Raw genomic sequence first — 20,295 nt, forward strand, 5'->3', positions numbered from 1 at the left:
ACCAATATTAATGTCCTTAATTTGCTATTCTTCTTAGGTCAGGATTTATTATATGCTTTTCCCCACATATATTTCCAGATATTCTTCAGTTTTGGCAATTGATGAAATGTTGGCTTCATATAAGGAGTAAATAGAATACCCAAAAGAACAATTATTCCGAACAAAGTGATTCCGCCGAATATCTCTTTCCAACTTAGGAGCATAGCCTGCATATTGGTAAGCCCATACAGCGTGTGTGTTGCAGCTACCTGTGCTTGTTCTATTGTCATTCCCGTTGCAATAGATTGATTAATTGTATTTTGTAGAACATGATTGGATGCCGGATCAACTAAATCCATATTCTGGGAGAGTATCATCAGATTTCTTTTCTGTAGAGCTTGCAGCACATTTACACAAAGGCTGCTAGCCATTGTACCACCCACTGCTGTCCTTACAAAACCGAGAAGCGTTAAACTTGGGAAGAAGTGAGGAAATGGTATTCCTTCGGCTGCATAAAGGGCAATACCGATATATAAAGTAACATATCCAAATCCCCTTAATAAGTACGGCAAGAACAAATCCTCTTTTGCTATACCCGGTTGGAATATAAAATACAGGATAAAGTGGTGCAATACAAAAGCTGAAAAACCAATAAAGAAAATCGTCTTGTAATTGCCCCTGTATACAGACATCCAGTAAAAAGAGAAAGCCGCACCCAAAAGGACCCCGAAGAACACAATCCAATTGAGGGAAGTGTTGTGCAAAATATCGTAGTGCAGAATTCCTCCTATATACACATTCAATATTGTGCTGGATGTACTCAGAAAAATTTGCAAAACGATTAATAAGAGTAAAGCCTTCATCAAATTCTTATACTTAAATATATCCGGCATAATAAACGGACGCCGTATCCCAAACATCCGCTGTATAGCACATATGAGGAATATAAGAGTTGCCACAATCGCTATTCTTATATATGGAGAGTCTAACCAATCGAGGCGTTTGCCATATTCGAGAATGAAATTCGAAAGGATTAGTACCAGTGTCCACAATCCCATGCCAAGCCAATCGATTTGATAGAGAGGAAATTTCTTCATTAACCTGATAGGACGCATCAGAAAATAGATCAGTATCATAAATATAAGCTGCAATCCCACTATCAGAATATGCATATATTGCCAATTGAATAAGTATGATATTTCGGCAGTAAGAAGCCCTGATATCTGAATAGAACCGAGAACTATAAGATAAACTACCGAAAAGAAAACGGTAAAGTCCCTTTTAGGAGTTATTACCAATTGAATAGAGGATAAACACTCGAAAGTTCCTATCATCTTGAATGCCCCAACTATAAAAGATATCACTAACAGGATAAACACATTGTTGGAATACATAGAGATAATATTGCCAACAATAATAACAGCTGCCGCCGATAATAATATAGTGCGTGACATGAAACGGAACTTGATACGGAATAGTATCGGAAATATCATTGTCATCCCGATAAAAGAAGCTGCACTTATAAGTTTTACATCTTCAGACGTTAGCGCCTTACCTCCTATAACCTCATTGAGATTGGTGAGATAAATGCTATTTGAAAACTGAAAAACAAGTGTCAATAATAAAAGTATCGTAAACCGAAGCCAATCGGGAACAAAGTCCTTAAAAGCCATAATGCGGTATTTTCCTTGTGGTATCATATATTCTTATTTAGATTTGAGATATATCTCGGCGCTCATTCCGGTTTTCAGTTTTTTCATGTCTTCCTGCTTATTCTCATTGGCAAACTCTATCCGGATAGGAATACGCTGTTCTATCTTTACAAAGTTTCCGGTCGAATTGTCTGTTGGGACAAGGGACGATGCCGAACCTGTTGCATGCGATATAGCAGCTATTTTTCCTTTGAATTTTACACCGGAAATAGCATCGACATCTATCTCTACTTCGTCTCCTATTTCTATGTTCTTCGTTTGTTTTTCTTTGTAATTAGCTATTACCCATACTTCTGAATCGTCTACTATACTTACAACAGACTGTCCGGGCTGTATAAGCTGCCCTACCTGTAGGTCTTTCCGCCCAGCAATACCACTGCACGGAGCTACAATTATAGTGTATGACAAATTTAGTTCAGCCATATCCAGTGCCGCTTTTGCTTCTTTTATATTCGCTTCGTTCTGTGAAAGCCGTTTAGTTTGTTCTTCCCCGATCAATGCTGTTGATTTCTTTTGACGGACAAGCATATCATATTTGGCTTTTGTAGCCTCATATTCCGTTTTTATATTATCATATTGGTCTTTCGTAACAGATTCTTCTTTCAATAGGTTTTCATATCTTCTAAGGTTTGTGGCTGCATGCTCGAGCCTTACTTTAACCTCTTCTATGCTCGCATCCGAAACCGATAAGTTATTCATTGTCGTGCTTATAGTACTTCCGGTAATGCTTTTTCCGGCAAGGGAGTTTGCGTAATTAGCCTCAGCTTGTGCCAGGCGGTAAACATATTCGCTATCATCTATAATAAGCAGTGTATCTCCCTTATTTACATATTGGTATTCCTCAAACCTTATTTCCCTGATATATCCTTGTACCCGTGAATTAACAGGAACAACATGGCGTCTGACTTGTGCATTATTCGTGTATCCGGAGTTTCCGACTATCAAAAATTGAGATATAACCCAGCCCACACCTAATATGATGAATATGAGTAAAACATAATTGAATATTCTAAAGCGTAAACTCTTTCCTTTTTTTCTATTTTCCTTATTTTCCATTTTTATTATAATTTTCCGATTGTACGTTGTAATTTATAGTAGTTGTATATAATGTTTATCTTCGCATTCACCACCTGTAATTCGGCATTCAGTTTTGTATTGCTGGCATCCAACATTTCGGTAATCAATACAAGGTCGTTCATATAGCGGTTGTTGATGATACGATAGTTTTCATCTGCCAATTGCAGGCTCTTCTCGAAAGTATTTAGTTTTTCGAACGATTCTTTATATCGGGTGGCATCGTTATGTATCACGATTTCCGTTTGTTCGAGAAGTACATCTCTGTTATTGGAGGCCATTCGCTGTTGGGCTTTGGCTAAACTTACGTTCTTTTTAGATTTAAACAAAGACGACAAATTATATTTAACCCCAATGCCTACATACCAATAATTAAAGTTTTTATTGATTGTCGGTACTTCTATGGTTATAGGTCCGTCGAAATGATTGGCAGCAACAATGGCCACTGATGGTAAATAGTCGGCTTTAGCCAGTTTTACATTTTTTTCGGCTATTTGTATGTCTTTCTCAGCAGATTTTAGTTCCGGTAAATTGTTTCTTGCTATTTGCAGCAAGTCTACAGGTGTTGTATTGTTCAGGTCTATACTCAGTATCGTACTATCCGGCATTATAACTGTATTATGTGGCAAACCTAATGTGACAATCAGATGATGGTTGAGTATATCACAGTTATTATCTATTTCGATTAAGGCAAGTTCGTAGTTTTGCAAAGTCAGTTCATGGCGGGTAATATCATTATTTAATGCCATCCCTTCTTTGTATTTTGCCTTTATTTGTTTGATTAGCAGATTGGTCTGTTCTATATTTTTCACATAAACTTCTCTCTGATTCATCAGTTTATACAAATCCAGATAATAGCCGGTAAGTAAAAAACGGATATCCATCAGGTCTTTTTCATAACTAAGTTGAGCTACTTGCTCTTGTAATTCTGCCTTTGCTATAGAATTAGATATGGCTCCTCCTGAAAATACAACTTGTGAGGCTTCCAACGCAAAATTATTTCCAAAATGGGGCATTGGCGCACGGGTTATATTAGTTAACTCACGATCCATTATCGTGCCATCGCCCAGATAAGAAAAGGATAAAGATGCATCGATAGATGGTAACCGCGATGTTTTAGCTACATCAGTAGCCTTCTTCGCAATATCTATTCCTTTTTGCGAAAGTTTAAGTTGTTTACTGTTTTCCGTAACCAGATGAAATATCTCATCGAGGGTTAGTACCCTGTTCATTTTCTCTTGGGCCGACAGGTTGGTAATTGGCAGTAACAGGAATAACGCCAAAACAATCTTTTTGATAGAACTTCTTATTAAAATCATATTATTTATAAATTTTCCTGCTGCAAAGGTCTTTAATTTTTCACGCCAATTTGAGCTCCATTTTTCGCCAAAAGTTGCCATTATTTCCAATAATTGTAGAAATATTGAAAATTATAGGTAGTTTTATGGTTAAAATCAGAACAATGAAAATATGGGATTGGATGATATAATTGAAAGTGCAGTTTTGAGTGATGATGAATTTTCTATAAAACCGTTTTTCCTCGAAGCTGATAAGTTAGATTCTCCGTTAAGACTCAGGCACGGTTATGTTTGTATTTGTCGGGAAGGCCGGGCTGAGTTGGTTTTAAATATGAACTATCAATCTGTGATAAAGAATAAGCTCTTCATTTTATTCCCTAATGAGATTGTTACTCTTTATAATATCAGCAATGATTTTTCTTTTCTATTCATAAGGTTATCTTCTGAATTTATGAGCGAAATACTTTTTCGTTTCCCGCCTTCTTTTGTCGGATTTATAAAAGAAAATTTTTACTTCCAAATGCCAGAGGATGAGTTCGATTTATTTTATAATGAATTTTTCAGGATATTAGAATATCGTTATAACGATACGTCAAACTTATGTAGAAGGGAGATTATTGCAAATCTGCTAAGGAACTTCTTTCTTGATATTTACAATAAAATTAAACGGAATGAGCAACTGTCACATTTGGCCAGAAGCCGGAAAAACCTGATTATGGAACAGTTTTGCGAACTTGTGATGAAAAATTTCAAGACGAGTAGGGAAGTGGCTTTTTATGCCGACAAATTGTTTATTACGCCCAAATATTTGTCTATGATTTTAAAGGAATTGGATGTCCATAAGCGTACAGCAAAAGAGTGGATAGATAATTATACCATTACCGAAATAAAATTAATGCTTAAATCTTCATCCCTTTCTATTTTGGAAATTTCTAATGAATTAAACTTTCCTAGCCTTTCTTTTCTATGTAAGTATTTTAAGAGCCGTACAGGTTTAACCCCTAAAGAATATAGAAGACAAATGAAATGATGGGATTTTCCTTGTATAGTTGTTCGTCGCCGGCATTTCATTTGTATCAGGAGGATTGTCCCAACTTACACCTTATCTTATTGCTATGGAGGATAATGTTAAGATGACATTCGGTTTGTTTGCTCAAAAAAGCAATGACTAGTTAATTACCTTAAGGCTTAAGATACTTGGAAAGCAATATAAACAGATATATCATTTAATTTTAAACGGCGACATCTTAACATATACTCTAAAATCTTTAATCATACCCGGTTTATTTGCTTCTGCCCGTGGAAGGTATGAAAAGCCTGTGATTTTCCTGTCTTCGCCCAAATCAATTACCAACTGATGCGGATGCATAGCCTTAGTTGTTGAATAATTGGTATGCCAGAAAGTAGATTCCTGTAAGTCGAATACATTGGTTGCTATATTATTAGCGTCATCCAACTCTTCGCTATCGGCATAAACCACTTTCCAGTGCTGACGCGATATTGGTTTACCATCTTCTCCTAACAGTTCCAGTTCAGCCATCGATGCGTAATCATCTCCTCCGTGCGAGTTCAATGCTTCGATACAGAAGAAACGGGCATCGATTGCTTTTCCGAATTTGATATGTTGCCAGCCATTTCCCTGTTTAAATGTCCCTGTGTAAACAGGTGTTTCTCCTGTCAGATTAAGGTTTTCACCCAGTTTACGATGTGCATATGCTCCGTTTCCTCTTAATACGTCGAGTATTGGCTTCCTCAATCCTTCTGTTTCCGGTTTTTCGGGAGAAGCCATATCAAATATGATAATCTCGTTTTCTCCTTTCTTAAGCCAACAACCTGGCATATACAGAGTTTGTTGTGGGCCTATCTCCCAGAAACGTCCGATCGGATAGCCATTTACCCAAACCAGACCTTTAGACCAATTAGTCATATTGAAAAACGTATCTCCAACCTTGTCTAGCGTAAACGTACCCCTGTAATATGCAGGAGACTTCGCAATATTTGGTTCTCGCTTGTATTGTTTATTCTTGACAAATTCATAATCTACAGGAATATTATATACCTGCCAGTACTTCAATTCTTTTGTCTCGTTCCTTGTTTGTATCTCCACTTTTTCAGTAATCCCTTTCCAGTCGTATATCCCTTTTCCAAAGTTCATACGCCCCATAGCTTCTACAAGGATATCGAGCTGTGCCCCTTCTTTTACAGGAGGAAGTTTTACTGTACTTTCACCTTTCAGACGGCTAAGAGTTGTTATTCTTTTCCCATCCAGAAATACCGGTGTCCAGTCGTGGGCTTCGGTAATAATCAGGGTTTGTTCTTCGTTAGATGCTTCCAGTTTGGTACGGTAAAGGATACTTCCCCAGCCTTGATCGAAAAACTCCATTGATTGGATTGTTTCACTTGTTTTGGCATCAGGCAAATTGTCAAACAATGGAGCTATTTCGGTCAGTTCAAATGCTGATATTGCTATTGTCGGTATTGAATCCGGGATTTCCGGCAAGATTTGCCCTTCCGGCAGATAATTCTTCAGAAGATTACGTACTTCATAATATTTGGGCGTAATATTTCCTGATTCACCTATCGGCGCATCATAATCGTAAGATGTACAGGTGGGAGAAAAGTTAGGGAAGTTGGCACCACCCCAATGCCCAAAGCTGGTTCCTCCGTGTGTCATATACAGGCTGAAAGAGATATTGCGGTCGAGCATTTCTTTCATACCATGTACCAATGCTTCGGCGCTGCGCGTTTCGTGTTTTGCTCCCCAATGGTCGAACCACCCCGACCAGAACTCGCTACACATAAGGGGAGTATTCGGGCGAAGTTCCTGTAACCGGCGAAACTGGTCGTCTATATTGGCTCCTGTTCCGAAATTGATTGTCCACACTAAATCTTCAAGTGCATTATTTTCAAAGTTGGAGTTCCAGTCGCATTGGAATAAAGGCACTTCCGTAAATCCCGCGCCTTTTACTATATCGCGAATTTCTGCAATATAAGGCTTGTCTGTACCAAACGAACCATATTCATTTTCCACCTGCACCATGATGATGTTGCCGCCTTTGGTTATCTGTAAGCCCGAAAGCTGCTTACCTACTTCGCTCATAAACAGCTTGGTGCGTTCCATATAATACGGGTCTTGTTCACGAAGTTTTATATCTTTCTTTTTCAGTAGCCACCAAGGCAGACCGCCCATTTCCCATTCGGCGCAAACATACGGGCCCGGGCGGACAATCACATACATATCATGTTTTTGCGCCAGTTTGCAAAAGGCGGCTATATCTTTCTGTCCCGAGAAATCAAATTTTCCTTCTTCGGGTTCGTGGTAATTCCAGAATACATACAAGCAAATGGTATTCATACCCAATGCTTTTGCGGCTTGTATCCGATGCTCCCAATATTCTTTTGGGATACGTGGGTAATGTAGTTCGGCAGCTTTTACAACAAAAGACTCTCCATTCAACAAGAAGGTTTTATCACCTACTTCAAATGTTCCTTTCCGGGTACAGCCAAAAAGTAATATAGATATAATGCAAATAAGGCATGTTAGTCTCTTCATATCACAATCTTCTTATTTCACATCTATTTCAATTATTGCTGTCTTTAGCCCTTTAGCCTTTGCCTCAAAAACAATTTTACCACCATTCTCTCCCGCTTGTACTATCGATGTCAGTTGCCCATTAAAAGCTGGCATTTGAGATAGATGAAATAAATCGAGGCTTGTAGGGTCTCCATTTGCCGAAGCTCTGTATTTACCATTTCCTTTTACCGAGAAAGTAATCATACGTTGATCATCGGGGCAAAGATTTCCATCCTTATCTACAACACGTACATTAATATATGCCAAATCCTTTCCATCAGCCGACAACTGTGTACGATCCGGCACTAATTCTATATGATGAGGGTTACCAGCTGTACGAACTGTTTTTTCCATTACTGCTTCTCCCTGTTCGTTGTATGCTACAACCTTTACTTCACCCGGCTCATATATTGCATCCATCCACATTAAGCGATAGCGGTTGAGCAATGTCGAATTATTCTTAATTTGCTTACCATAGCTTTTTCCATTGATAAAAAGCTCTGCCGAGGGATAATTGGTATAAACAAAGACAGGCGTCTTTTGTCCTTCACGGCCTTTCCAGTTCCAGTGAGGAAGGATATGCAATGTGTTTTCATTTTTATTCCAAATACTTCTGTACAAGTAATAACGGTCTTTTGGAATACTTGCCAAATCGATGATTCCAAACATAGAACTATGATTTGGCCATGCATCGGTGTCGTAAGGGGATGGTTCTCCCAAATAATCAAATCCCGTCCACACGAATTGCCCCATTGTCCAGTTATGATCGTCTGCCAAAGCAAAATCTTCGTCAGGTATATTAGACCATGAACAATATTCGAGGTCATACGACGACGATTGATGGTCATCATATACAGCATCGGCTTTCTTCTCTACAGGGAATTTATACACACCACGTGAACTGACCGTAGATGAAGTTTCGGAGCCCAATACAAGATTTTGAGGTAATTTCTCATATGTTTCCTGATAACGGTGTGCGCGATAATTTAAGCCCGGCACATCAATCATTGCAGCAAAGCCATTATTTAGCACACAGCTAACCTGATCCATACCACATGTCACAGGGCGGGTAGGATCTTCTCTGTGGCAAATGTCCTGTAAGAATGAGGCAACCTTATATCCCTCATCACTACACTGGGTGGGTACTTCGTTGCCGATGCTCCACATTACTACACTGGCATTGTTGCGGTAGTTGCGAAGCATATTTACCATATCCTTCTCTGCCCATTCGTTAAAGAAACGATGATAGCCGTTCTTACATTTAGCAATATCCCACTCATCGAAGGGCTCAATCATCATCATAAAGCCCATTTCGTCGCATAGTTCTACCAGTTCGGGTGCAGGCATATTGTGCGCCGTACGGATAGCATCGCATCCCATATCTTTAAGCATCGTAAGTTGACGGCGTAAAGCTGCTACATTGATGGCAGCACCCAGAGGACCTAAATCATGGTGGTTGCACACTCCTTGGAATTTCCGGCGCTCCCCGTTCAGAAAGAATCCTTTATCTGCAATCAGCTTTATATCCCTGATGCCAAAACGGGTAGTATATTCATCTACCAACTGGTCTTTAATGTATATTTTTGAAACAGCATTGTATAGGTAGGGATTCTCAGGCGACCATAATTGAGGCTTATCCACGATAAAGTTTTGTTCGAAAGGTTTCCCGTGATTAATCTTCTGCATATTGTCCTTTGAAGATACGACTTTATTGTTAGCATCACGAATCTCGGTTACTATCCTCACATCCTGGCCATTACTGTTTTCTACTTCGGTCTTCAGATTAACCGAGGCATATTCTTCGGAAACAAAAGGGGTAGTAATATATGTTCCCCAAACCGGAACATGAACAGCTTTGGTTACAATTACGTGTACATTTCTGTAGAGACCTGCACCAGAATACCAGCGTGAAGATTCGGGCTTATTTTCAAGGCGTACAGCTATTGTATTGCTTTTACCATCAATATTAAGTAAATCTGTAACGTCGCAATGAAATGAGTTGTAACCGAAAGGCCAGAAAATAGCTTTCTTTCCATTCACGTATATCTGGGCTTCACTCATTGCTCCATCGAACAAAAGATTCACCCGGTTATTTGCCTTCGTAAAGTTACTTACATCAAATGTATTCCTATACCAGCCTGTACCTATGTAAGGAAGGCCTCCTGTGCGCCCGGTTTTAACAGTTGCTACTGTCTCCCCATTCTGGGTAACAGCAACTTCCTGCAAATCATATTTCCTGTCGAAAGGCCCTTCTATCGCCCAATCGTGCGGAATGGTTACCAATTGCCAGCCTGAATCGTTAAAATCAGTCTGCATAGCATCCGTAAAATCCCCTTTGCTGAATTTCCAGTTCTTTTCTATCAGAAATTCATCTCTTACCGATTGCGAATAGCTTATACCGGAGTATAATAAGGCTATTGTTAAAATTAGATATTTCATTAGGTATATTCATTATTTAAACCTGTCATTGAAGCCATCTTGACTTTTTCAACACAGAGTAAAAAGTGGAGACAACTTCAATGACAATGTTAGTAGATAAGCAAATATAGATATAATTCATTTAAAAGCATCTAATGCCACTGTAGGTTTTCCCGATTCGTCGAAAGCTCCTTTGGTATAACCATTCCAGCTGCCATATGATTGAGGTTCCCAGTAGAAGACGCCCAAACCTTTTTCATTCGGCACAGCTTTGGTTTTCTCTATCAATGCAGTAAGCATCGATTTAGAGGCTTCGGCCTGATCCCAGTCCATTCCTATTTCGCATATCATCACGTCCGAACCGTAACGCTCTACCATATCCAGCATATTGTAGTAGCAATCATCAACAAGCATCTCCCAATTATCCTTAGTAGGGTAAAGCGACATGCCTATCACATCCCATTTGGCATTGTTGTTTTTCAGTGCATCGAAACGTGGGCGGTACATATCATTCCTGTGTCCACGGTCGAAGTGAATAATAACTTTAGCATCAGGAAAAATGGCCTTAGTAGCATCGTACCCAGCATTATTCAATTCTGCATAATTCTTCACATTTTCGAGTAAGCCACCATCTTCCCAAAGCATGCCGTTCATGGTTTCGTTACCAATTTGTACCCATTCCGGAGTTATATCCATCTCCTTCAATGCGGTAAGTGTTTCAGTCGTATGATCAGCCAACGCTTTTTTCAAGTCTTCAAAACTAAAGTCTGCCCATGCCGCAGGTTTGGTTTGTTGTGCCGGATCGGCCCAGCTATCGCTGTAGTGGAAGTCAACCATAATGCGCATACCCAGATTTTTTGCTCTCCATGCTTTAACAAGCATATCACTTGTGTTACACCAACCATCAGCAGGATCAACCCATACCCGTAAACGCACAGAGTTAAAACCAAGATCGCGTAACAGAGCCATACATTCCATTTCTTCACCATTAGAATTATAGAATTTCTTTCCTGCTTTTTCCATTTCGGTGAGCCAGCTTACATCTGCCCCTTTTGCAAAACCTATCATATCATATTCATTTGCAGGCTGATCGGGAAATACTGGCTTGTCATCATCGCTACATGATGTGAATGCAAATAAGGCTATGGCTATTGATAATATAATGTTTTTCAGTTTCATGGTCATTCTGTTATTGAGTGATACTATATGTTTCGTTGATTAGGTCTACCGTCATCAGGTAAGTTCCCGGAGCTAGCGAAGCATCATCCGTAATATTGCTTCCCCTGTAGTACAGTTTGCCTTCCGAACCGCCGAATTTATGATCCCAGTCTCCACTTACCAGATGGATGGCAAATCCCCATGGCGAAGCACTGTTTATTGTAATCTGTCCTTCATACACTCCCGGTGTAGCTGTTGCAGGCAATGGTGTATTGAAATCCCACACATCATGTAGTCCTGCCACATAGATTTGATTTTCTATGGCTGTCAGGTTGTAGGTAAACTGAACCAAAGACGCTTCTACCAAATATAATCCCGCTGTAGGAGGGGCAATATTATTCTGTCCCTTAAGTTCTAATGAGCCTGCATATGCAGTTCCTCCCTCTACCATTGTATATTTATCGTCCCAATTATCTTTTTCTATATTGATACTATATCCCCATAGCGAGTTGACATTAAATACACCTGCATAATTCAGTTCATTTTCATCATAGAGTTTCATATAATTATCGAAAGTCCAACTTCCGCTTATGCCATCGTCTATTCCCGGTAGATACAGGTATTCTATCACAGGTTCGGGCTCTTCCGCTCCGCTTACGGCTGTACATGTCCATGCCCCCGGCTGTTTCAGGTCTACTACCAGTGTATAAGTCCCCGCTTCGGGCACTGTCACTGTTATATCTCCGGCCTGTGAGGCAAGTACTATATTTTGTCCCTCCTGAGTAAAGGCAACCTGACTATCTTTTGCTGCATCATCATTAGTACTTGTAGAATAATCGTATTGTTTACCAACAGTATTCAAATTCACTTTCAATGTTGAAGCTGCGGTTACATTAAAAGTAGCAGTCCATTTTACATTTGGACGGTCGAAAGTCATATCGGCATTTATATCACCACTTACAGTTAAAGAAGGAAGCAGTAAAGCCGACCATTGTTTCGTATTTGTATTCACTACAGTATAATAGCATCCAGTAACACCAGGGAACCAGAAATTCCAACGTTTGTCATTATCATTTTCGGACGACATCAGGAAAGCTGTGCCGCTCACCCCATCATTGCCCCAGATAGTACCATCTCCTTCGAGTAGATAGAAGTTAGACCATCCCGAAGCTCCCATAAAACCGGTGTATATACCATTTACTTCCGGAGAATGCAGGGTTGCACCTGTTTCCACTTTATCTGCATCGAGTACATATCCGGCGGACATGTCTATCAGGTAAGGGGTTATATTTACAGTTTCCACATCGCTGTAGGGACCATCCATATTTACCCCTGTAACGGACTTAATGCGGAAATAAACAGGAGTTTCATTATCGGGTTCTATTCCCAGAATCTTTGCTATTGTATTAAGTTCCGATCCTGTATACGCCTTTGAGAAATTATTATCAAGAGTTTCAACAACATTCGAACTGAAATCATTCGTTGTTGAAATTTGTATGTAATAAGAAACAGTAGCCGTGGTAGACATTGATGGATCACTTACGGCTAAAAATGAGTTTTTAGTCCAAGCCAGAGAAAGAACAATAGCTGTAGAGTTGTCCTTTGATAGTTTCACATTACTCTCGGTGACAACAAAATCACTGCTTTCGGTGCTGGAAAGATATATGGTGTCGCCATCATTTTCACAGGCTGTCATTAGCATCAGCAACATGAACAAGCATGAGAAAGTTTTATATATATTTTTTATTGCTTTCATATGTAAATAATTGTACATCAATTAGTAATTTTCATTATATAGATTAGGGTTTGCTGTAAGGTCAGTTGCAGGAATAGGGTAGATATTATATTTATCATCTACAGCTTTACCTTCTTTCACTCCACCTTTCCATTCCCACCTGTATGCTGAAGTCGTAAAACTTCCGAAGCGTATGAGGTCGGTGCGGCGAGTGCACTCCCAATACAATTCCATAGCCCGTTCGTTAAGGAAGAAATCAGGTAACAATATTTCGCTTTCACTCACTTTGCCGCTTGTATCGTATGCATCTCCAAAAGCACGTTCACGCAGTTTGTTTACATACCCCAAGGCTTCGGTTGCAGAACTTCCTGAGCCTCCACGCGTTACCGACTCTGCCAGCATCAGGTAAATATCTGCTAAGCGGAAGACTGGGAAATCGGTATTAACGCCTCCATCAGCAGTATTAGAAGCTTGTTCTCCCGTATCGGTCAGGTTAGTCCATTTGGTTACAAAATAACCGTTGCTTTGATTGTCCACCGTTTCTACTTCCAAGGTCTGACCTTCCGAGAAAAATAAAGCTCGTTTATCTCCGGCCTTGAAAAGCTTAGGTATATTACCACGCACGCGGAATGATCCCCATCCACTGGTTACACCATAATCACCCGGTTTCTGGTAATCGGAACTATTGCCGACAGCACCGCAAATAATATAAGTAGTAGCACCCCATGTGACAGCTTTTTCGGCATCAACAGCATAGGCAAAGATTATTTCATTGGTACGTTTATGATTATCTGCATTAAATAATTTCTGATACTCAGGCTCTAGGATATAGCCTTCGGCGATAACTTTTTTGCAATTTGTAATACAATCTGTATAACGCTCTGTATTTATATATACCTCGGCATTCAGATAAAGTTTAGCTAATAAAGCATAAGCGGCAGCTTTAGGAGCTCGTCCGTATTCACATTCGTTTTTAGACAGCAAATCATTATCTATCTCTTTCAATTCGGTTTCTATAAATTCAAATACTTGTTTTGCTTCATAGCGTGGCGGAATAAATGTACCCACTGGATCGTTTTCGGTTACAAATGGAACATTGCGGAACAAATCCATTGCATGATAATAGGCTAATGCTCGCAGAAAACGGGCTTCGGCGCGGTAATGACGAATATCTGCCTGTTCGCTTTCAGTAAATCCTGATATTTGTTCATCTCCGGCATTACGAAGAAATTCGTTGCATAATGAGATATTATAAAATATGCGGTAATACATATCTGATACCCACGGATCGTTTGCATCCCACGATAAATAAGTAAGATCGGAGACTTTGTCTCCTTCGAGCCATGTAGAAGCTACCTCATCTGTTCCGCATTCCTGTAGGTTGAAGTAGCAGCGCATATAGTCTTGTCCGCTATTACTGTCCAGATCAGAATTATTCCCGCCTTTTTCCTGTCCGGCAGTATAAAAGGCTGCATAGAGTTTAGCCAGTACGGCTTTATAATTAGCTGCTGTAGTATATACATCTTCAGCAGTATCCTCTACATGAGGAGCTTGGTCGAGATCATCCAGGCAGGAATTCATTACGATAAGACCTGCAAATAATATTATATATAGTGTTTTTTTCATCATGATTACTATTTTAAGAAAATTAAAAGTCTAATCCTAAGCTAATGGAGAAAATACGTGGACGCGGATAGAATGACATGTCCATCCCATTGGGTACTTCCGGGTCTACTCCGCTGTATTTAGTTATACAAAATACATTCTGCACCATAGCACTCACATTAAGTCCAAACCAATTGTTGATGCGTCCGAAATTATATCCAAGAGAGAGATTGTCCATCTTGATGAATGAAGCGTTTTCTACATAATGATCGGATAAATACTGCCGGTTCTGAAATCCTGTTTTAAGATAACTCCGGTTGAGGTTGTTAATCTGAGAATCATTATAACTCACAGTACTCCATGCACCTGTATTCATAGCCATGCCATTGTATACGTAGTTGCCCAGATTGGCACGGAAACTCATTCCGAGACTCCATTGCTTGTAGCGAAGCGAAGTACTAAGCCCAAAAATAAAATCGGGTGCCGGAGAGTGGTAGCGATATAGGTCGGAAGAATTGATTTCGCCATCATTATTCATATCTGCATACGCTCCTTCCACAGGCATTCCTGTCTTTTCATCATAAAGCTGATGATACACATAGAACATATATGGTGCATAGCCTTCCGACAACACCTGAAACTGATAACTATCGATAGTCGGCCCTACCAGTGTGTTGGTTGCTGCCCCACCATCTATCAATGAGAGATTTTTTACTTTCATCTTTTGCCATGTCATATTATAGCTCAAATTCCATGTGAAATCTTTGGTATCTATAGGTGTTGCATTTAACGAAAACTCGATACCGTGACTATCTACATTTCCTACATTGGTAAGAATATTCTTATTAAAGTTAGAGCCGGCTGGTGACGGAACAGTTGCTAACAAATCTTTGGTCTGGCGAGTATAGAAATCGACAGAACCACTGATTCTGTCTTTCAGAAATCCAAAATCGAGTCCAAAGTTCCACGATGTGGTAGTTTCCCATTTCAGGTCTTCTACATATGCTTCGGGACGATACGAATAATACCACTGGTCACCGAATTGCACCTGTGCTCCGTTCTGGCTCAAAGTATAAACCGGCATATAGTTATAATTACCGATACCATCCTGTTGTCCGGTTACCCCATAACTTGCCCGTAGCTTAAGGTTGCTTATGGCGCGGCTCTCTTTCAAAAAAGACTCTTCGTTTATTCTCCAGGCAAGAGCAACAGAAGGGAATGTTCCCCAGCGATTGTCTTTATGGAAACGCGAAGTTCCGTCTCCTCTGACAGTTGCCGTCAGCATATAACGCGAATCGAATGTATAGTTCAGGCGTGCGTAGTATGAGATTAAAGCATGCCGCTGATCGGTGGCAGCTATAGACGATTGAATTTCGCCCTTGGTATTGGTTTCGACATAAGCAGGGCTTGTGCTTTTCCAGAACTGATGGTCGTAACCGACTGTAGCATCCACAACACTCTTTATATTACTGAAATCTTTATTATAATTTAGGTATGTTGTCAGCAGGCGGTTTGTATTCTTCTGTGGACCATAGTCATAATCTTTACCCGCTGTATTGTAATATTCTGCTGCTTCTGCGGGTACATATACAGAACCTTTACCTTCTGCATAATCATAACCTAAAGTCAGATGATATCTCAATTCGGGTAAAAAGTGCATTTTGTAATCTACATCGGCATTTCCGATAAAACGTTGTACTTTACTGGTCGATTTGTTTTGGTCTATCAGTCCCCGTGGATTTATGACTGCACCATTTGCGGGTTTTCCGTTACTGTCGATAGCTTCCCAGTAGCCACCATATTCGTTACTGTCTGAATAAACCGGCAAGGTAGGATTAAACGTTGAGGCTGCCCATATGGCACTTGTGTTGGCAAACCGATTATTGTTGAGTGAACCTTTTGCACTAATATTAATTTTCAGATGCTCGTTGAAGAATGATGGAGTCAGGGATAAACTACCAGTAAAACGTTCGGCATTATCGGTCCGAACCAAACCATTCTGATTATAATAGCCAACAGCTACACGAATAGGCCAGTTTTCTGCTACACGGCCAGCTACGCTCAGATTGTTATCAGTACCAAAAGCGGTGTGGAATACCTGATCATTCCAATCTGTAGATGCGGTTCCCAATAGCGCCTTCTGCGCATTTGTACCTTTCGAGTTTATTACATCTATAAATTCGTTTCGGTCTAGCATATCAACCATTTTTGTGCGTGTCTGTACAGAGTTGGTTGTGTTGAATGTTATTTTTATACCGCTTCCTGTTCCTTTTTTGGTAGTAATTATTATTACACCATTCGAAGCACGGGAGCCGTAAATTGCTGTAGATGAAGCATCTTTAAGAATAGTCATGCTTTCTATATCCGAAGGGTTGATAAGACTTAAGAAATTACCAGTATTACCACTGATACCGCCACTTTCTAATGGCACACCATCCAATACAATAAGCGGGTCGTTACTGGCATTCAACGATGCCCCTCCACGAATGCGGATGGTACTTCCTCCCGTAGGTGAGCCACTGTTAGACATAATCTGCACCCCCGATACCTTACCATTGATTAACTGTTCGGGAGAGCTGATAAGCCCCTCGTTAAAATCCTTGCTGCTTACACTACTTATCGAACCTGTAAGGTCGCTTTTGCGTTGAGTTCCGTAACCGATAACAACTACATCGGTAAGTTCCATCGATTTTGGCAACAATTTCACATTTATAACATTACCGGAGATGGCAATAAGTTGAGATTCGTAGCCTAGAAAAGAAAATTCAAGCTCAGTCTTATCTGTCGGCACTTCTATTGTATACCTCCCATCATAATCGGTGGTTATACCTATGGTTGTATCGGGAACTTTAACTACTGCGCCAATTATCGGTTCGTTGGTTTCATCCGTTACTACCCCTGTTACATTTTTGGTTTGTCCGCTTACTAATAACGGTACTATCAAAAACAATAAGAGTAACAATGGGAATCGAACAATTTTCTTGTATTTTTCCATGTTTCAAATTATTTAATTAAGGTATTTGTTTTTATATAATGTCAATATTATTCCAGCCACATATTTCCAAATTCCACCGATGATTTCTCATCCATACTATCAATAGTGAAGAGTATTATAGATTCTATCTTTTCTATATTTAATGAAATCTTAGTATCCAGCATAAAGTAACGTCCCAGAAATGTAGGGTACGGTGCGGGGAGCAATACGGTTTTGTCTTGCTGAAGACTTTCTAATGATATTTTATATAAATCGGTTCCAGCATCAAGGTTCAGAACAGATGTGTAGGTGAAACCGTCGGAAGTCACAAATCCGATTTTAAGTTTGTCTATACCCTTAGCATTGCTGATATTTAAATATAGAGCTTCGGAGTTCTGTAGAGCCGTTTTTCGTGCGATAACTTCATCTTTTATATATTTGCGCCAATAAAAGCGGGAATCTGTATCATTAATAGAAAAAGTATATTTTATCCTGTTAGTTTCTGTCAAATCATTCCCTGTTAGTTTCCCTATTATATAAGAGCTTTCGGGTATGCCATAGGTTTCAATATTGCTATATCCGTCAGTAATTTTCACCAGTTCAACAGGAGCTTCGGGATTAACTATTCTAGTTTCATAATATTTATTTTGGTAAAAATCCCAATCCAGCGGATTTCCCTCTGTCCCTGCTGGATATGTAAAGTTTTTATCATTCTTGCATACAATAATGTTGTATTTCAGGTTATTATCCTTTATCATATCGGCAGGAATGCCGGCTTTGTAGGTGTAGCCATGCACTCTCTCCATTTTTATATATGGATTGCTTTGTGACCAAAAAGATATTTTATCCGTATAAATAATTACAGAGTCGGGAAAAGAAGATCCGACAATCTGTGCTTCGATTTGCAGAGGTTGCTTATCTTCAGCTATTTTCATAGGATTATGAACCACCGAGAATGTTTTGGCATGAGCTTCAGGAGCAACATATTCACCTAAGGTTATATTTCCCCATTTGGTAGATGCATTCCAATCTTTGAGCGGTTGATAATCTTTATTACAAAGAAGATAGACTCCCGGTTTTATAGAAAAGCCAATACCTTTTGATAACCCATTATGACTGTTTCCTCCATTGATAGTTCTAATTATAAAATCTTCACCTAAACCGGGAAGGCTAATCTTCATATTCCATTCATTCCAAGCGATAGTTACTACTTCTTTATTTAATGAGGGTTTTGCAAACGGATCGTTTATTTGCACAGCATCCGGCATTACTTCGAGCCGCCATAATCCGGATTCTAACCTGTCGATAAAATAAGCGCCTGTACCCTCGTATGAGACAATAGGCGAACTGCCACAACCGGCAACAGATTGTAGTTTTTCGGCATTCACAGGAATGGTTGATGTATTATTCGAATAATAAAATTTCTCAGGGGTATTGAGTTCACTCAAATCCTGAATATAACTTACCCGGAAATTATCGAATATAGTATCATTCGGATATGCAGGATATTGCTTGTTCATCGGAACGGAGTAGGCTACTTCCGCGGCTATTTTCATACTGATGGCCTTATTCGGTGTATAAGCCAGATTGAGAAAGTGTGTCTGGTATTCGGTATTTGCCCAGGCTATATCTATCGGGTCATAAGCAAATTGTGTAATCCACTGAAAACCATTTGAGCGAAAAGTACGTGCCATAGCCGGATACATATAGGAATATGTGATATCGGCTGGATCGAATTCATATACAGCCTTTGCCTTTTTGTCGAAACCTTTCACATTGGAAAATGAGATATTATAATTGTCTACATAAGGCAAAAAGTTTCCTTTGCGTGTATGTCCGGCAACCAACCCGATAGGATACCACTGATATGTTGTGCCTTGTATAGACGTGTTGTAATATGCCTGTATATGCTCCATGTTGTGGCTCACGTTGTAGAATACCGGCTTGTCATTCCCTGCTTTTTTTAGCGCAGAAAGCATCCGGTTAATATAAGCTTCTGTTTGCTGAGGTGTATCGGCATGGCATGGTTCATTATTAATCTCAAAACCGATGATATACGGGTCTTCTTTATAAGGCTGTTTGGTATAAGGATTAATATGTTTCACAAATTGCGAAATATAATTTTCCTGTGCTACGATTGCATTCTCATCGCTATGTACTTTACATTTATCATACAGGTACGAAAATGCTCCCGTATTCTGATTTTTCTCGGGATAGCCATTCCCAAAGTTTGTCATGGTGGTTATCAGTATCCTTATATTGCGCTCTTTGAGCTTCATAATAAGGTAATCCAGTAAATCGAGGTGAGCATTTTCCTTCAAATTTCCTTTGCCATCCGATATTTCCACATCCCATACATGGATACGGTAAGCATTAAATCCTAAGCGAGCCATGTGGTATACATCCTTGTCTATGGCTTCTTTATGGTTCTTTCCCTGATAATTTATTGCACGGTACGCGTGTGCGAAAGGTAGGGTGTAGTTTACTCCATAAAAAGATGCTTCCAGGTGGGTGTCAGACCAGCGCATCACACCTGATTTATCAACATAAACAGTAGGAATATTTTGTATCTCCTGTGCCCATAAGGATAAAGTGAGCAACAGACAACATAGTGTTGTAATAAAAATTCTCATGGCAGTTCTCGGTTTAATTTTGTTTATCCCCTACTTTAAGGATAAGGCAAAATTAACCGCTTGATGGCGCAAATGTATGGCACAAATTAGACAGATATAGATAGAAAATGGACAGCCAAGATGTTTAACAAATTG

Annotated in this window: 11 protein-coding genes; 1 reads left to right on the forward strand and 10 read right to left on the reverse strand. The window is 39.6% G+C overall.

Going from position 1 to position 20,295, the window contains the following annotated elements; genetic code table 11:
* Positions 1 to 38: 38 nt before the first annotated feature.
* From D0T84_RS04935 to D0T84_RS04945, 3 genes are read right to left on the reverse strand one after another with little or no spacing between them, the layout of a single operon-like run.
* A complete protein-coding gene (locus D0T84_RS04935) occupies positions 39 to 1,679 on the reverse strand; it encodes a hypothetical protein (protein ID WP_163306597.1) in 1,641 nt (546 codons plus the stop codon).
* 6 nt (positions 1,680 to 1,685) lie between these two features.
* Positions 1,686 to 2,747, reverse strand: a complete 1,062-nt coding sequence (locus D0T84_RS04940; protein ID WP_163306599.1) for an HlyD family secretion protein — start codon at positions 2,745 to 2,747, stop codon at positions 1,686 to 1,688.
* Between the two features lie 5 nt (positions 2,748 to 2,752).
* Positions 2,753 to 4,084: a TolC family protein gene (locus tag D0T84_RS04945; RefSeq protein ID WP_163306601.1), complete on the reverse strand. Its 1,332-nt coding sequence runs from the start codon at positions 4,082 to 4,084 to the stop codon at positions 2,753 to 2,755.
* A 151-nt stretch (positions 4,085 to 4,235) separates the two neighbouring features.
* Here D0T84_RS04945 and D0T84_RS04950 point away from each other — a divergent pair, with 151 nt between their 5' ends.
* Complete coding sequence (locus D0T84_RS04950; RefSeq protein ID WP_163306603.1) at positions 4,236 to 5,093, forward strand: AraC family transcriptional regulator; 858 nt, start codon at positions 4,236 to 4,238, stop codon at positions 5,091 to 5,093.
* A 192-nt stretch (positions 5,094 to 5,285) separates the two neighbouring features.
* Here the strand turns inward: D0T84_RS04950 and D0T84_RS04955 are convergent, their stop codons facing one another.
* The 7 genes from D0T84_RS04955 to D0T84_RS04985 form a co-directional block, all read right to left on the reverse strand.
* The gene (locus D0T84_RS04955; protein ID WP_163306605.1) at positions 5,286 to 7,616 is read right to left on the reverse strand and encodes a beta-galactosidase; all 2,331 of its coding nucleotides are present in this window, start codon (positions 7,614 to 7,616) and stop codon (positions 5,286 to 5,288) included.
* Between the two features lie 12 nt (positions 7,617 to 7,628).
* Positions 7,629 to 10,076 carry a DUF4982 domain-containing protein gene (locus D0T84_RS04960; RefSeq protein ID WP_163306607.1) on the reverse strand — a complete coding sequence of 816 codons (2,448 nt, stop codon included), beginning with the start codon at positions 10,074 to 10,076 and terminating at the stop codon, positions 7,629 to 7,631.
* Positions 10,077 to 10,193: 117 nt separating this feature from the next.
* Complete coding sequence (locus D0T84_RS04965) at positions 10,194 to 11,234, reverse strand: glycosyl hydrolase 53 family protein (RefSeq protein WP_163306609.1); 1,041 nt, start codon at positions 11,232 to 11,234, stop codon at positions 10,194 to 10,196.
* Between the two features lie 10 nt (positions 11,235 to 11,244).
* Positions 11,245 to 12,969 (reverse strand): DUF5114 domain-containing protein, encoded by a 1,725-nt coding sequence (locus tag D0T84_RS04970; RefSeq protein WP_163306611.1) that lies wholly within the window; start codon positions 12,967 to 12,969, stop codon positions 11,245 to 11,247.
* Positions 12,970 to 12,990: 21 nt separating this feature from the next.
* Positions 12,991 to 14,574 carry a RagB/SusD family nutrient uptake outer membrane protein gene (locus D0T84_RS04975; protein ID WP_163306642.1) on the reverse strand — a complete coding sequence of 528 codons (1,584 nt, stop codon included), beginning with the start codon at positions 14,572 to 14,574 and terminating at the stop codon, positions 12,991 to 12,993.
* 22 nt (positions 14,575 to 14,596) lie between these two features.
* Positions 14,597 to 17,548, reverse strand: coding sequence for a TonB-dependent receptor (locus D0T84_RS04980; RefSeq protein ID WP_163306613.1), 2,952 nt, complete (start codon positions 17,546 to 17,548; stop codon positions 14,597 to 14,599).
* Positions 17,549 to 17,595: 47 nt separating this feature from the next.
* Positions 17,596 to 20,160: a beta-galactosidase gene (locus tag D0T84_RS04985; RefSeq protein WP_163306615.1), complete on the reverse strand. Its 2,565-nt coding sequence runs from the start codon at positions 20,158 to 20,160 to the stop codon at positions 17,596 to 17,598.
* Positions 20,161 to 20,295: the final 135 nt, after the last annotated feature.

Source organism: Dysgonomonas sp. 521 (assembly GCF_010501055.1).
Classification (GTDB): domain Bacteria; phylum Bacteroidota; class Bacteroidia; order Bacteroidales; family Dysgonomonadaceae; genus Dysgonomonas.

Bases quoted from the DNA above. Each gene is read 5' to 3' on its own strand.
- D0T84_RS04935 (WP_163306597.1), bottom strand. From the start codon at position 1,679: ATGATACCACAAGGAAAATACCGCATTATGGCTTTTAAGGACTTTGTT.
- D0T84_RS04940 (WP_163306599.1), bottom strand. From the start codon at position 2,747: ATGGAAAATAAGGAAAATAGAAAAAAAGGAAAGAGTTTACGCTTTAGA.
- D0T84_RS04945 (WP_163306601.1), bottom strand. From the start codon at position 4,084: ATGATTTTAATAAGAAGTTCTATCAAAAAGATTGTTTTGGCGTTATTC.
- D0T84_RS04950 (WP_163306603.1), top strand. From the start codon at position 4,236: ATGGGATTGGATGATATAATTGAAAGTGCAGTTTTGAGTGATGATGAA.
- D0T84_RS04955 (WP_163306605.1), bottom strand. From the start codon at position 7,616: ATGAAGAGACTAACATGCCTTATTTGCATTATATCTATATTACTTTTT.
- D0T84_RS04960 (WP_163306607.1), bottom strand. From the start codon at position 10,076: ATGAAATATCTAATTTTAACAATAGCCTTATTATACTCCGGTATAAGC.
- D0T84_RS04965 (WP_163306609.1), bottom strand. From the start codon at position 11,234: ATGAAACTGAAAAACATTATATTATCAATAGCCATAGCCTTATTTGCA.
- D0T84_RS04970 (WP_163306611.1), bottom strand. From the start codon at position 12,969: ATGAAAGCAATAAAAAATATATATAAAACTTTCTCATGCTTGTTCATG.
- D0T84_RS04975 (WP_163306642.1), bottom strand. From the start codon at position 14,574: ATGAAAAAAACACTATATATAATATTATTTGCAGGTCTTATCGTAATG.
- D0T84_RS04980 (WP_163306613.1), bottom strand. From the start codon at position 17,548: ATGGAAAAATACAAGAAAATTGTTCGATTCCCATTGTTACTCTTATTG.
- D0T84_RS04985 (WP_163306615.1), bottom strand. From the start codon at position 20,160: ATGAGAATTTTTATTACAACACTATGTTGTCTGTTGCTCACTTTATCC.